The sequence below is a fragment of the Streptomyces sp. NPDC002851 genome, from assembly GCF_053591935.1.
This window is the reverse complement of the sequence record NZ_JBSFUT010000021.1, coordinates 41,238-54,378: the sequence shown is the minus strand read 5'-3', so window position 1 is coordinate 54,378 and position 13,141 is coordinate 41,238. Positions and strand designations below refer to the sequence as shown.

Below are 13,141 nucleotides of genomic sequence, written 5' to 3'. Positions count from 1 at the left end.
TCACTTCCACCACGTCCTCGTGCGGCTGCGCTGGACAGTAGCCACGGCGTAAACGTTTACGCAAGCGTTTGCTTCGTGTAAACAATGGGGTAGGTTCGTCAGCCGGAACGCGCGACGCACTACGCAATTGACTAGGCAACGCAGTACGAAACGCAGTACGAAACGCACACGTGACGGACGCGCGGAGCAGCGCGGAAAGGTCGGGGGCGGCGATGGCGACGATGGTCGATGTGGCCCGGCGGGCCGGGGTCTCCGTGGCCACGGTCTCGCATGTGCTCAACGAGACCCGGCCGGTACGCCCCACCACTCGGGACGCGGTCCGCGCCGCCATCGACGAGCTCGGTTACACGCACAACACCCTGGCCCGCTCTCTGGTGACCTCCCGCACCCAGTCGATAGGGCTCGCGGTCTCCGCGATCAGCAACCCGTACTTCACGGAGATCCTCCAGGGCGTCGAGTCCACCGCCCTGGAACTCGGCTACAGCCTCCTGATCGCCGACCCGCACGACGACCCCGAGCAGGAACTCAAGGCGGTCCGACTGCTGCACGAGCGCCGCGTGGACGGCGTCATCGTCGCCCCGTCCGGCCGCCCCGACGCCCTGCTCGACCACCTCAAGCGGACCGAGCTCCCCACCGTCTTCCTCGACCGCTTGGTGGGCGAGGAGTACGACCAGGTGTGTGCCGAGAACACCGGCCCCGTCGCCCGGCTCGTCACCCACCTCGCCGAGGCCGGGCACACCCGGATCGGCCTGGTCGCGGGCATGCCAGGGCTCTCCACCACCACGGAGCGGATCGCCGGGTACCGCCAGGGCCTCACCGAGGCGGGACTGCCGTACGCCGGAGAACTCGTCGTCGGCGGCGACTCCCGGTCCGAAGGCGCCGAGCACGCCACCCGCGATCTGCTCGCCCTGCCCGACCGACCCACCGCCCTGGTCACCGCGAACAACGCCATGACCATCGGCGCCCTGACCGCACTGCGCGCCGCCGGACTCACCGTGCCCGGCGACGTCGCGCTCGCCTGCTTCGACGACTTCGCCTGGGCCGACCTCTTCGAGCCCCGACTCACTGCGATCTCCCAGCCGAGCCGGGACATCGGCGCGGCCGCGCTGCGGCTGCTCGTCGACCGGCTCGCCGAACCGGACCGCGCTCCTCGCACCCTGCGGCTGCCTTGCGCGTTTGTGCATCGGGGATCTTGTGGGTGTGGGGGTGAGGGGTGAGGTCCTTGTTCTCTCGCCCCTTCGGGGGTCTGCTGTTCTTGTGGCCTGGTCCCCTCGTTCCCTGGTCCCCTCGTTCCCTCGTTCCCTCGACCTCTGACCCTCTCAGGCCCTCACCCTCGCGTTCCCTCGACCTCTGACCCTCTCAGGCCCTCACCCTCGCGTTCCCTCGTTCCGAGAAAGGCACCCCAATGATCGTCGTCGCCGGCGAAGCCCTCATCGACCTCGTCCCCGCGGGGCCTGCCGCCGAGGACGAGCTGCCCGCGCTGCTGCCCAAGCGCGGCGGGGGGCCGTACAACACCGCTGTGGCCCTGGCCCGGCTCGGCTCACCGGCCGCGTTCTGCTCCCGCCTGTCCACCGATCACTTCGGCGCCGCGCTTCTGAGCGGTCTGGCCGCGGATGGCGTGGACACCGCCCTGGTGCAGCGCGGCCCCGAGCCGACCACGCTCGCCGTCGCCCATCTGGGCACCGACGGCTCGGCGTCCTACAGCTTCCATGTCGAGGGCGCGGCCGACCGGCTCTTCGAGCTGCCCGCCGCGCTGCCCGGGTCGACCCGTGCGGTGTCGTTCGGTACCTGCTCGCTCGTCCTGGAGCCCGGTGCGTCGGCGTACGAGAAACTGCTGCACCGCGAGGCCGCGCGCGGCACCTTCACCGCCGTTGACCCGAACATCAGGTCCGGCCTGATCGCGGACCCCGTCGCGTACCGCGCCCGCTTCCGCTCCTGGCTGCCGTCCGTGTCGCTCCTGAAGCTCTCCGAGGAGGACGCGGAGTGGCTCGCCGGGACCGGTGACCTGCTCGCCACCGCCCGGGAGTGGCTGGCCCTCGGCCCGGCCGCCGTGGTGCTCACGCGCGGCTCGGACGGCCTGACCGTAGTGACCCGCGAGGGCATCGAACTCACCGTCCCCGGCGAGCGCGTGACCGTCGTCGACACGATCGGCGCGGGCGACACCGTCAACGCGGCGCTCCTGCACCGCCTCGACGCCCACGGCGCCCTGACCGGCCCGTCCCGCACCCTCGCCGCCGACCAGTGGCGCGACGTCCTCAGCTTCGCGGCCCGCGCCGCCGCGGTCACCTGCTCGCGCGCGGGCGCGCAGCCGCCGTACGCCGCGGAACTCGCCGAGCGGGCGGACCGGGCGTCCGTCTGACGGCGGCTGTCTCATTCCGGGCGCCCCGCACCGTCACTCGGCCCGTGACCCCGCAAGCACCTCCGGCCGCAGCAGCTCGGTCAGCCGGTCGCTCGGCAACAGGCCCTGCTCCAGGACGAGTTCGGCTACGCCGCGACCCGTGGCCAGTGCCTCCTTGGCGATGGAGGTGGCGGCCTCGTAGCCGATGTGCGGGTTGAGCGCGGTCACCAGGCCGATGGAGTTCTCGACCGTCGTGCGCAGCGCCTCCGTGTTGGCCGTGATCCCGGCGACGCAGCGCTCGGCGAGCGTCAGGCACGCGGCGCGCAGATGCGTGATGCTCTCGGAGAGGGAGTGCAGGATGATCGGCTCGAAGGCGTTGAGCTGGAGCTGGCCCGCCTCCGCGGCCATGGTGATGGTGACGTCGTTGCCGATCACCTCGAAGGCGACCTGGTTGACGACCTCCGGGATCACCGGGTTCACCTTGCCGGGCATGATGCTCGAACCGGCCTGTACCGGCGGCAGGTTGATCTCGTTCAGGCCCGCGCGCGGCCCGGACGAGAGCAGCCGCAGGTCGTTGCAGCTCTTCGAGAGCTTCACCGCGATCCGCTTGAGGACCCCCGACATCTGCACGAAGGCACCGCAGTCCTGTGTGGCCTCGACCAGGTTGGCCGCCGTGACCAAGGGAAGCCCGGTGGTCTCTGCCAGGTGCCGCCGGGCCGACTCGGCGTATCCGGCGGGCGCGTTGAGCCCGGTGCCGATCGCCGTCGCGCCGAGGTTGATCTCGTGGATCAGCTCGACGGCCTCCGCGAGCCGGCTGCGGTCCTCGTCCAGCATCACCGCGTACGCCGAGAACTCCTGCCCGAGCGTCATCGGCACGGCGTCCTGCAGCTGCGTACGGCCCATCTTCAGGACGTCGCGGAACTCGAGCGCCTTCGCCGCGAAGGCGTCCTGCAGCACGGCCATGGCCTGGAGGAGACCGCGCACCGCGAAGACCGTGCCGATCTTGACGGCGGTCGGGTAGATGTCGTTGGTGGACTGGCCGAGGTTGACGTCCTCGTTGGGGTGCAGGAACGCGTACTCGCCCTTGGCGTGGCCGAGCAGCTCCAAGGCCCGGTTGGCGACGACCTCGTTGGCGTTCATGTTGGTCGAGGTCCCGGCCCCGCCCTGGATGACGTCCACCACGAACTGGTCGTGCAGTTTGCCTTCCCGGATTTCCCGGCAGGCCTCGACGATGGCGGCCGCCTTGCGCGGCTCGAGCAGGCCGAGCTCCTCGTTGGCGAGGGCGGCGGCCTCCTTGACGGCGGCGAGCGCGTCGATCAGGTGCGGGTACGCGGAGATCGGGGTGCCCGTGATGGGGAAGTTCTCCTTGGCGCGCAGGGAGTGGACACCCCAGTACGCGTCGGCGGGGACGTCACGGTTGCCGAGCAGGTCGTGCTCGCTGCGGACGGTCATGGTGGTGTGCGTCTTCCTTTTGGCAGGGGGGAGTTGGGAGTACGTGGGTGGGGTGCGGGTCAGGTGTACGCCGGGGCCGCCGGGGCCGCCGGGGTCGCCGCGTGCGGTTCGAGCGCCCGCGCCGGCCGGATGGAGCCGACGACCGCCCCGCCCCCGAGCAGCGGCGCCTCGGCGAACTCGGCAAGCGCCGCCGGATCGACGCCGCAGCGTGCGAGCGCCGCCGCGGCCACCGGTACGCGCGCCCGGTCCGCCCCGTCCGCGATCTTCACGGCGACGGCCCGGCCGTCCGGGAGCGCCGCGACCTGCACCCCTTCGAAGCCGTCCTTGGCCAGGAGGCCCGGCACGGCCCGCATCAGCGCGGCGACATCACGGCCGGATCCGGACGCCGATTCGGGGTGCTCGCGCATCGCGTCGGCCACCCGCGCCTCGGCGGTGCCGGGCGGGGCCGTGGTGATCCGGGCGGCGGCGCGGGCGAGACCGTGCAGCGAGATGGAGAACAAGGGTGCGCCACAGCCGTCGACCGTCACCTGCGCGACGGCCTGCCCGGTGAGGTCCTCGACCGTCTCCGCGATCGCCTGCTGCAGCGGATGCGCCGGGTCGAGGTAGTCGTCGAGCGACCAGCCGTTCAGGCGCGCCGTGTAGAGCATCGCCGCGTGCTTGCCCGAGCAGTTCTGCGCGAGCCTCGACGGGAGCGCTCCGGCGCGGATCCACACATCCCGGACGACCGGGTCGAAGGGAAGGTCCCTGACGTTACGCAGCGCGTCCTCGGCGAGACCGGCGAGCTCCAGGATCCGCCGGGTTCCGGCCAAATGACGCTCCTCGCCGGAGTGGCTGGCCGCGGTCAGCGCGAGCAGCTCGCCGTCGAGCGGGAGACCGGCCCGCAGCATCGCCACGGCCTGCACCGGCTTCAGGGCCGAGCGCGGGTAGAAGGCCGCCTCGATGTCACCGAGCTGTAGCTCCACGCCGCCGTCCGCGCCGAGCACGACCACCGAGCCGTAGTGGATGCCTTCGATGACTTCGCCGCGTACGAGGTGGGCGACGGGTGTGTGCAGCGGTTCCCGGACGGCGGGCGCTTCGGTCACGGCTGCGGAACCGCCGTACGGGGACGGCGTGTTGAGGCAGCTCATGCGCCCGCCTCGGACTTCCGCACCGCCGCCACCCGGCCCCGTACGCCGTACCACCCCGCCACGAGGGCCGCCCCGATGAGCGGCAGACACAGCTATCTGCCCTTCCATCTGCCCTGGCGGGCGGCCTGCCTGGTCTTCGAGGGACTGCTCGGTCACGCGGTGGTTCCGCCTTCGGTCGGGGCGTCCGTGCGGTCCGTCTCGTCGGGGCGCACGATCGCGGTGAGGGTGGTCTCGACGCGGTCGAGGTGGTGGGCCATGGCGTCCGTGGCGTCGTGCTCGCTGCCGTTGACGAGGGCCTCGACGATCGCCCGGTGCTCCCGGTTGGACTGCTCACGGCGGCCACCGAGCTCGGTGAGGAACGCGGACTGGCGCGCCAGCGCGTCCCGGATCTCCTCGATCACGCGCCGGAACACCGGATTCTGGGCGGCCTGGGCGACGGCCAGGTGGAAGAGCGTGTCCATGGCCACCCAGGCGGTGGTGTCGGTCTCCCGCTCCATCCGCTCGAGGAGGTGAGCGAGATGGTCGAGGTCCTCGGGTGTACGGCGCGCGGCGGCGTAGCCCGCGACGGGGATCTCGACATGGCGCCGGACCTCAAGGAGGTCGCTGGCCGCGTAGTCACCGAACGTGGGGTCCTCGACCGCCCCGTTGGACACGACGAACGTGCCCTTGCCCGTACGGGAAACGGTCAGGCCCATCGTCTGCAGCGCCCGCAAGGCCTCCCGCAGGACGGGCCTGCTGACCTCCAGGCGACGGCAGAGCTCGGCCTCCGAGGGGAGCTTGTCCCCGACGGCGTACTCGCCGCGCTCAATGGCATTCCGCAGATGACCGAGAACCGCTTCCATCGCGCTGACGCGCCGCGGCATCGAGCCACCTGTCTGGCTGTCTGACAGGTTCACGGGGGTGATCCTGCGGGAGATCGCGAGGGGCTGTCAAGGGCCGTCGGATGGGGGATGTATGTGGGATGTGACCTGCGCATGACCAAAGAGCTCGGTGGAACGAACTCAGTAGAACGAACTCGGTAGAACTTCGTGCGGCCCGACTCGGGACGCCGTTCTCATCCGCGGAGGTCAGGCGAGCAGCTCGCCCGCGTACAAGGCATAGACGGCAGCGGCACGCCGCATCGCCGCCTCCTCGACGTACTCCTCCGGGCCGTGCGAGACATCGAGCCGCCCGGGCCCGTACCCGAAGGCGGGGATGCCGAGCTGGGCGTACCAGCGGGTCTCCAGGATGCCCGCGCACATCTCGAAGCGCGCCGGGTCGCCCTCGACGGCCGATACGGCCCGGGCCAGGTCGGAGGCGGCGGGGTGCGCGGCTTCCGTGCGGGCGGGCGGCTGGAGCTGGGTGAGCTCCACCGACACATCGGCCCCGATCTCAAGCGCGGCCTGCTCGACGAGCCCGGTCAGGCGCTTGGCCTCGCCCTCCAGGTCCTCCTCGGGGTTGTAGCGGCCGTCCACGGTGAAGAACGCGCTGCCGGGCACGATGTTGAAGTTCGCCCCGGAACCGGCAAGGCCGCCGACCACCACCTGGGTGCCGGGCGCGTCCTCGGGGCCCAGCGTGAACTCCGTGTGCCGGGTGGCCATCTCGGCGGCGTACGTCTCCACGGGGCGGGCGACGTGCAGCAGGTGCTGGAAGGCGTTGACACCGCGGGACGCCTGCCCCACGTGGGCCTCCCGGCCCCGCACGTCCACGCGCAGCGAGAGCGCGCCGCGCGCGGCGTTCCAGACGCTGCCGCCGCTGGGCTCGGCGGTGACCATGGCGAGCGCGCCCGGATCGATCAGCCGCCGGTCACGCAGGTGGCCGCCACCGGCCACGCTCCCCGTCTCCTCGTCGCACACCAGGTGCAGCACGATCCGGCCCTCGCCGAGCAGCCCGAACTCCCGCGCGGCGGCGGCCCCGTGGAGCATCGCGACGATGCCGCCCTTCATATCGGCGGTGCCCCGGCCGATCACCCTGCCGTCGCGGCGTACGGGCGTGAACTGGCGCCGGTCCTGGGCGGGTACGACGTCGAAATGCCCGTGGAGATAGAGGAGCCGGTCGCCCTCGCCCACCGTGCCGCGCACCACGCAGGGGTCATCGAGCCGCGACGGCGCCCCGTCAACCGGCAGCACCTCCGGGGCCAGACCGAGCTCGTCCATCGCCTCGCGCAGTACCTGCGCGCAGCGACCCAGGGTGCGCCCGGGCGGATTCTCGGATTCCACGGTCACCAGGCGTTCGAGGAGCGCGGTCATCTCCTCGGCCCGGCCGTCCAGCCACGTCTGCACCTGCTCCAGGGGAGTCGTCATGATCGCCGCCCTTCGCCGGAGCGCTGCCCCGCCCGATCCTGCCTTGACCTGCCCTGACCTGCGCCGTCCTGCCGTCCCGTGCCCTGGCCATGCGGAGGCTCACCAGTATGCGTGGAGGGGACGGCAGACCATGGAGGAATGGAGGAATGGAGGAATGGGGGAATGGGGGAATGGGGGACTGGGGGACTGGAGGAATGCGGGACCGGAGGAATGAGGGACTGAGGGAACGAGGGGAATGGGGGGAACGGGATGGGGGAGATGGTGCCGGACCGGTGGGCTGCTCCGTCATCGGTGGGTGATCTCCGGGACATCGGGGCGGACATCGGCGTGGCGGGACCGATGAGTTTTCGCCGCTTCCGGAGTCTCCACTGCGACAGACCATCGACTCATGGGAGTACGTCATGACCGACCCGGCCAAACCGATCGACTTCGCGGCCCAGACCCGCGTCATCGCCGCACTCGCCGAGGGCGTCCGCGAGGACCAGCTCGCCGACCCGACGCCCTGCGAGGACATGGCCGTACGGAATCTCCTCGGCCATCTCATCCAGCTCAGCACCGCGTTCGCCGCCGCCGCGCGCAAGGAATTCGGGCCGCTCACGGACACGGCCCCGGGTTCGGCCGTACCGGACATCGGGCCTGCCTGGCGCACCGAACTGTCCTCGGCGCTCGCCGCCCTCACCGAGGCCTGGCGCAGCCCGGACGCCTGGCAGGGCATGACCCGGGCCGGCGGCGTGGACCTGCCCGGCGGCGTGGCCGGACAGGTCGCCATGGACGAACTCGTCATCCACGGCTGGGACTTGGCCCGTGCCACGGGGCAGCCTTACGCCCCCGACGCCGAGGGCCTCGACGTGGCGTACGGCCTGCTCGACCAGTCCCGCGCCCCGGAGGACCGCGGCGAAATCTTCGGCCCCGTCGTCGACATACCGGACGAGGCTCCCCTCCTTGACCGCGCCGTCGGCCTCAGCGGCCGCCACCCGGACTGGACGCCGCCGGGGGACCGCTGATCGCTGACGGCTGATCGTGGTGGGCGTGCGGCGTGCGGCGTGCGGCGTGCGGCGTGGGGCGTGTGAGGCGTGGGGCGTGCGGCGTGCGATGTGTGTCGCGTCCGATGTGGGGCGTGCGATGTGGGGCGTGCGGCCTCGGCATCGGTGAGCCCTCGGAAATTGGCGCGCGCCCGGGGCCCGGCGGGCGATACGGTCCCCGAATGCGCGACGACGCGAACCCCGAGCAGAGCCACGCAAACCCTGAGCAGAACCACGCGAACTCGAAGAACGACGACGTGCCCCGCAACCAGGGCGACCCGAACGACGGCCACTTCGGCGAGAGCATCGCCGCCGGTTACGACGCGTCCTCCGCCGAGATGTTCCGTCCCGACGTCGTGGACCCGGCCGTCGATCTGCTCGCGGAACTCGCGGGCGACGGGCGGGCGTTGGAGTTCGGTATCGGCACCGGACGGATCGCGCTGCCGCTGTCCGCGCGCGGGGTTCCCGTGCACGGTATCGACCTGTCCCGGGCCATGGTCGACCGGCTGCGCGCGAAGCCTGGCGCGGAGGCGGTCGAGGCGACCATCGGTGACTTCGCCACCACCCGGGTCCCCGGCGAGTTCACGGTCGCGTACCTCGTCTTCAACACCATCGGCAACCTGACGACCCAGGACGCCCAGGTCGACTGCTTCCTGAACGCCGCCGCCCACCTCCGCCCGGGTGGCTGCTTCGTGGTGGAGGTGGGCGTACCGGACCTGCGGCGGCTGCCGCCGGGTCAGAACGCCGTGCCGTTCCACGTCGGCGACACCCACCTCGGCTTCGACACGTACGACGTGGCCACGCAGGCGATGCGCTCCCACCACGTCACGGTCGGCCAGGACGGGCACGCCACGTACTGGTCCCTGCCGTTCCGGTACGTCTGGCCGGCCGAGCTCGACCTGATGGCCCGGCTCGCCGGGATGCGGCTGCGCAACCGCTGGGAGGGCTGGACGAAGGCCCCGTTCACCAACGACAGCGGCCGTCATGTCTCGGTCTGGCAGAAGCCGGTGGAAGGGGCAGCCGTCTGACCGTGTTCGTGTGCGCGGGGTGCGACGCCGCGCTGACCGCCCCCGTGACCCGCGTCGCGCTCCCTGTCCATGCCCGCCAAACGTACGGACATGACCTGCTCCCCGCCCTCATGGAGCCGGGGACATACGCCGTCGACCCGGAACCTTCCGGGCCGCCCTGGCGCAGTGGGGACGAGATCGGGGCGGCCGAAGCGGAAGCCCGCGGCGTATTCGCACCGGTCCGCGCCCTGTCCTTCGGGACACCGGGAGCGGTCGTGGTCGCGCCGGGCGACACCCGCGGCACGGTCCTCATCCCTGAGCGATGCGGCGGCTACTGCAGGGGCCTGGACGGGCGGGACGGCCCGAACCTCGCCTGCGCCCAGTGCGGGCAGGCCGTGGCGACCCGCATCGACGACTGCTCGTACTGGCAGGCGGTGTGGCTCGAGCCGCACGCCGTACGCGGTCGTCCCACCCAGCACTCTCTCACCCAGCACTCTCTCACCCAGCACTCTCTCACCCAGCACTCTCTCACCCAGGACTCTCCCGCCCAGGGCCCTCCCGCCCAGGACCTTCCCGGCGGGTCAGCCGACTGGGAGGCGTTGAGGTCGGAGCGGTTGGGGAGTGAGCCGGTCCTGCCGTCCGGGGAGTGGAACCCACGGTGGGCGGCGGCGGTGGGGGCCGCGCTCGCCCACCTGTTGGCAGCCTCCGGTGGCACACCCGTGGCCATTCCCGACGGCCTCGCCGCGGACATCTTCGGCCGCGCGCTCGGTGTGCTGCTCCCGTCGGGGCAACCGGCGAAGGCGGTAGTCCTGGCCGGACCGGGCCTGCCGCTTCCCGACCCCGCCCCCGACGTCGCCCTGGTTCTACGGCATCCGCGGACGGGGCAGGCCTGGCAGCCGTCCGGCACCGCGGACACCGTGCCGCTGGCTGCCGACGTGTGGACGCATCTGGCGTTCCCTCACGAACGCCTACCGGTGCCCGCGACAGGCGGCATGCCCGAGGGCGTACTCCGCGACGAGCCGCTACCCCTGCACCCTTGGGCGCCGTTCCGGCCCGACGGGCGAGTGTTCCTCGCCACGCTGGCCCGGCTGCCCGCGGTCCGTCAGCCGTGGCTGCGCAGGATCTACGACCAAGTGAACGACCACCCCTACGCCCGCCCGTTCTAGATCCTGCCTCCATCAAGGACTCAGCTCACGGCCGTCACCCCCGCCGGGTCCCAGCCCTCGCCCGGCACCGAGGCGAGGAGGCGCTGGGTGTACGGGTCCTCGGGTGCTGTCAGGACGCGGGCGGTCGGGCCCTGTTCGACGGCGCGGCCCCGGTGCATCACGAGGACGTCGTCCGTGACGTGCTGCACCACGGCCAGGTCGTGGCTGACGAAGACCAGGGCGACCCCGGTGTCCCGGCGGATCTCGGCGAGCAGCCGGAGTATCTGTGCCTGGATGGAGACGTCGAGCGCCGCCACCGCCTCGTCCAGAACGAGCACCTCGGGCGCCACGGCCAACGCCCGTGCGATGGCAAGCCGTTGGCGCTGCCCACCGGAGAGGTCGCGGGGCAGCGCCCCGGCCTCGCGGCTGCCGAGACCGACCCGGTCGAGGAGACCGGCGGCCAGGGAGGTGTCCCGGCCGTGCAGGCGCAGCGCGGTGTGCAGGCAGTCGGTGGCGGTGAGGCGCGGGTCGAGGGAGAGATAGGGGTCCTGGAAGACCATCTGGATCTCGCGGGCACGGGCCAGGCGCGGGGCCCGGCTCCGGGGCGGCCGGGTGCCGCGTACGCGCCCGGCCACGCCGACGCTTCCCGCGTCCGGGGCGACCAGGCCGACCAGCATGCGGGCGACCGTCGTCTTCCCGGAGCCCGATTCCCCGACGATGCCGAGGGCACCGCCCGCGGGCACCGCGAACGAAATGCCGTCGACGGCCCGGTGGCGCCCGCCACCCGGCAGCGGATACGTCTTGGTGAGGCCGTCGGCCCGGAGCAGCGGCTCGGTCATGGCCGGAGCACCTCCTTCTCGGCGAGGGGACCGGACTTCTCGGTTACGGGATCTGATGGCGCGACGGACTGTGATGACGCGACGGACTGCGATGGCGCGGCGGACTGGGGGAACGGGATGTGAACGCACGCCGCGGCGCCGCCGTCCGCCACCGGCCGTGGTTCGGGGCGGTGGGTGGCACAGCTGTCGTCCGCCGCATCGCAGCGGGCCACGAACGGGCAGCCGGTGAAGGTGTCGGACAGGGACGGCGGGCGGCCGGGTATCGGTTCGAGGGCGCGGGGGTGCTCGCCCAGTGTGGGTGAGCAGGCGAGCAGGCCGCGCGAGTAGGGGTGGGCCGGGTCGGTGAACAGGGCCTGGGCCGTGCGGTGTTCGACGACCTGGCCCGCGTACATGACGTACACGCGGTCGCAGTACGCGGCCGCCAGGTGCAGGTCGTGCGTGATGAGCAGCAACCCGGTCGGGTCGCAGCCCCGGCCCGCGCCCAGGGTGCGCAGGAGGGCGAGGATCTCGGCCTGGGTCGTGACGTCGAGGGCGCTCGTCGCCTCGTCCGCGAGCAGCAGCCGCGGTCCGGCCGCGAGCGCACCGGCGATCACGACGCGTTGCAGCATGCCGCCGGACAGTTCGTGCGGCCGTTGTCGCAGGCGCCGCTCGGGGTCCGACAGGCCGACGGCGGCGAGGAGTTCGGCCGCCCGGTCGCGGGTGGCGCCGCGCTCCACGAGGAAGTCCCCGATCCGGCGTACCGGGTTGAGGGCGGCGCGCGGATCCTGGTGGACCAGGGCGACGGGCCCGGAGCGGTGGGCGCGCAGCGCTGCACCCCGCAGATCCAGGACGTCGGTGCCGTCGAAGCGTACGGTCCCGGAGGCCGTCGCCCCGGGCGGCAGCACGCCGAGGGCGGCCTTGGCCGTGGTCGACTTGCCCGAACCGGACTCGCCGACCAGGGCCACCACTTCGCCGGGCGCGACCGAGAGGGACACCGCGTCGAGGAGCGGGCGGGCCGTGCCCGGGAGCCGCAGCGTCAGGTCCGCGATCTCCAGCAAGGGCTGCTCCGGCTCCGGCGCCGGGTGCGTGGGCTTGTGCAGTATGGGCATCACTGCCTCCCCAGACGGTCGGCGGCCCAGACCCCGACCACGTTGAAGGACACCACGACCAGGGCGATGGCGGTGCCGGGCACAAGGGCGGGCAGGAGCGCGCCCTGCACCACGGCCGCCTGGCCCTCCTGCACCATCAACCCCCAGTCGGACGACGGTGGTTGGGCGCCGAAGCCCAGATACGACAGGGTCGCCAGGGACATCAGGGCCTCGCCGAACAGGACGACCAGATAGCCGAGGACGGCCCGCGCCAGATTCGGCACCAGATGTGCCGCACATATGCGGGCCCCGCCCATGCCGAGCACCCGGTAGGCGTCGACATACGGCTTGCGCGCCTCCGACAGGGCCAGGGAGCGGGTGTACCTGGCGATGGTCGGGGTGAAGGCCAGGCCGAGGGCGAGCACGGACGTGGTCATGCCGGTGCCGAAGACGGCGATGATCAGGACGGTGAACAGGAGTCCGGGAAAGGCGTACATCACGTCCGTGAGCCGCGAGACGAGTGTGTCCACCCAGCCGCCGCGCCAGGCCGCGAGCACCCCGAGCGTCACCCCGAGCACCGCGGCCACGGCGAGCAGGAGCAGCGGTGCTACGAGGCTGGTGCGGGCGCCGTACAGGGCGCGCGAGAGCAGGTCCTGGCCCGAGGAGTCGGTGCCGAGCGGATGCTCCGGGCCGGTGCCCACGAGGGAGGCGGACAGGTCGACGGCATCGGGTGCGTAGGGCGCGAGCAGCGGTGCGCACAGGGCGGCCAGGACCACCAGGGCGAGGAAGCCCCCGGCGAGGAGGACACCGGCGGGCCTGCGGCGGGTGACCGCCACGGGTGTGAGCGTCAGGGTTGTCATCG

12 protein-coding genes are annotated in these 13,141 nt (G+C 72.3%); 5 read left to right on the top strand and 7 right to left on the bottom strand.

The features are described 5' to 3' along the window. The first annotated feature begins 212 nt into the window (after nt 1-212). Together ACWD10_RS22405 and ACWD10_RS22400 are read left to right on the top strand one after the other, a co-directional pair. Entirely contained in the window at nt 213-1,217 is a 1,005-nt protein-coding gene (locus ACWD10_RS22405) for a LacI family DNA-binding transcriptional regulator (RefSeq protein ID WP_451093758.1), read from the top strand. A 188-nt stretch (nt 1,218-1,405) separates the two neighbouring features. Next, a complete protein-coding gene (locus tag ACWD10_RS22400; protein WP_451093624.1) occupies nt 1,406-2,359 on the top strand; it encodes a carbohydrate kinase family protein in 954 nt (317 codons plus the stop codon). Between the two features lie 33 nt (nt 2,360-2,392). Here ACWD10_RS22400 and aspA read toward each other — a convergent pair whose 3' ends face one another. The 4 genes from aspA to ACWD10_RS22380 all read right to left on the bottom strand — a co-directional run bounded on the left by aspA (nt 2,393) and on the right by ACWD10_RS22380 (nt 7,199). Further along, nucleotides 2,393-3,790 carry an aspartate ammonia-lyase gene (gene aspA / locus ACWD10_RS22395; RefSeq protein WP_451093622.1) on the bottom strand — a complete coding sequence of 466 codons (1,398 nt, stop codon included), beginning with the start codon at nt 3,788-3,790 and terminating at the stop codon, nt 2,393-2,395. 59 nt (nt 3,791-3,849) lie between these two features. After that, on the bottom strand, nt 3,850-4,917 hold the full coding sequence (locus tag ACWD10_RS22390) for an asparaginase (protein ID WP_451093620.1): 1,068 nt from the start codon (nt 4,915-4,917) through the stop codon (nt 3,850-3,852). Nucleotides 4,918-5,069: 152 nt separating this feature from the next. Continuing rightward, nucleotides 5,070-5,813, bottom strand: coding sequence for a FadR/GntR family transcriptional regulator (locus ACWD10_RS22385; protein WP_451093618.1), 744 nt, complete (start codon nt 5,811-5,813; stop codon nt 5,070-5,072). A 171-nt stretch (nt 5,814-5,984) separates the two neighbouring features. Next, the gene (locus tag ACWD10_RS22380; protein WP_451093616.1) at nt 5,985-7,199 is read right to left on the bottom strand and encodes a M20/M25/M40 family metallo-hydrolase; all 1,215 of its coding nucleotides are present in this window, start codon (nt 7,197-7,199) and stop codon (nt 5,985-5,987) included. Nucleotides 7,200-7,600: 401 nt separating this feature from the next. Here ACWD10_RS22380 and ACWD10_RS22375 point away from each other — a divergent pair, with 401 nt between their 5' ends. The 3 genes from ACWD10_RS22375 to ACWD10_RS22365 all read left to right on the top strand — a co-directional run bounded on the left by ACWD10_RS22375 (nt 7,601) and on the right by ACWD10_RS22365 (nt 10,394). Continuing rightward, nucleotides 7,601-8,203: a TIGR03086 family metal-binding protein gene (locus ACWD10_RS22375; protein ID WP_451093614.1), complete on the top strand. Its 603-nt coding sequence runs from the start codon at nt 7,601-7,603 to the stop codon at nt 8,201-8,203. A gap of 200 nt (nt 8,204-8,403) precedes the next feature. Then, nucleotides 8,404-9,249, top strand: a complete 846-nt coding sequence (locus tag ACWD10_RS22370) for a class I SAM-dependent DNA methyltransferase (protein WP_451093612.1) — start codon at nt 8,404-8,406, stop codon at nt 9,247-9,249. 2 nt (nt 9,250-9,251) lie between these two features. After that, entirely contained in the window at nt 9,252-10,394 is a 1,143-nt protein-coding gene (locus tag ACWD10_RS22365) for a hypothetical protein (protein ID WP_451093610.1), read from the top strand. Nucleotides 10,395-10,414: 20 nt separating this feature from the next. On the opposite strand, the gene ACWD10_RS22360 is transcribed toward ACWD10_RS22365, so the two are convergent. From ACWD10_RS22360 to ACWD10_RS22350, 3 genes are read right to left on the bottom strand one after another with little or no spacing between them, the layout of a single operon-like run. Then, nucleotides 10,415-11,212 carry an ABC transporter ATP-binding protein gene (locus ACWD10_RS22360; RefSeq protein WP_451093608.1) on the bottom strand — a complete coding sequence of 266 codons (798 nt, stop codon included), beginning with the start codon at nt 11,210-11,212 and terminating at the stop codon, nt 10,415-10,417. Beyond that, nucleotides 11,209-12,300: an ABC transporter ATP-binding protein gene (locus ACWD10_RS22355; RefSeq protein WP_451093606.1), complete on the bottom strand. Its 1,092-nt coding sequence runs from the start codon at nt 12,298-12,300 to the stop codon at nt 11,209-11,211. The genes ACWD10_RS22360 and ACWD10_RS22355 overlap by 4 nt, the downstream gene beginning before the upstream one ends. Beyond that, entirely contained in the window at nt 12,300-13,139 is an 840-nt protein-coding gene (locus ACWD10_RS22350; RefSeq protein ID WP_451093604.1) for an ABC transporter permease, read from the bottom strand. The genes ACWD10_RS22355 and ACWD10_RS22350 overlap by 1 nt, the downstream gene beginning before the upstream one ends. Between the last annotated feature and the right edge of the window lie 2 nt (nt 13,140-13,141).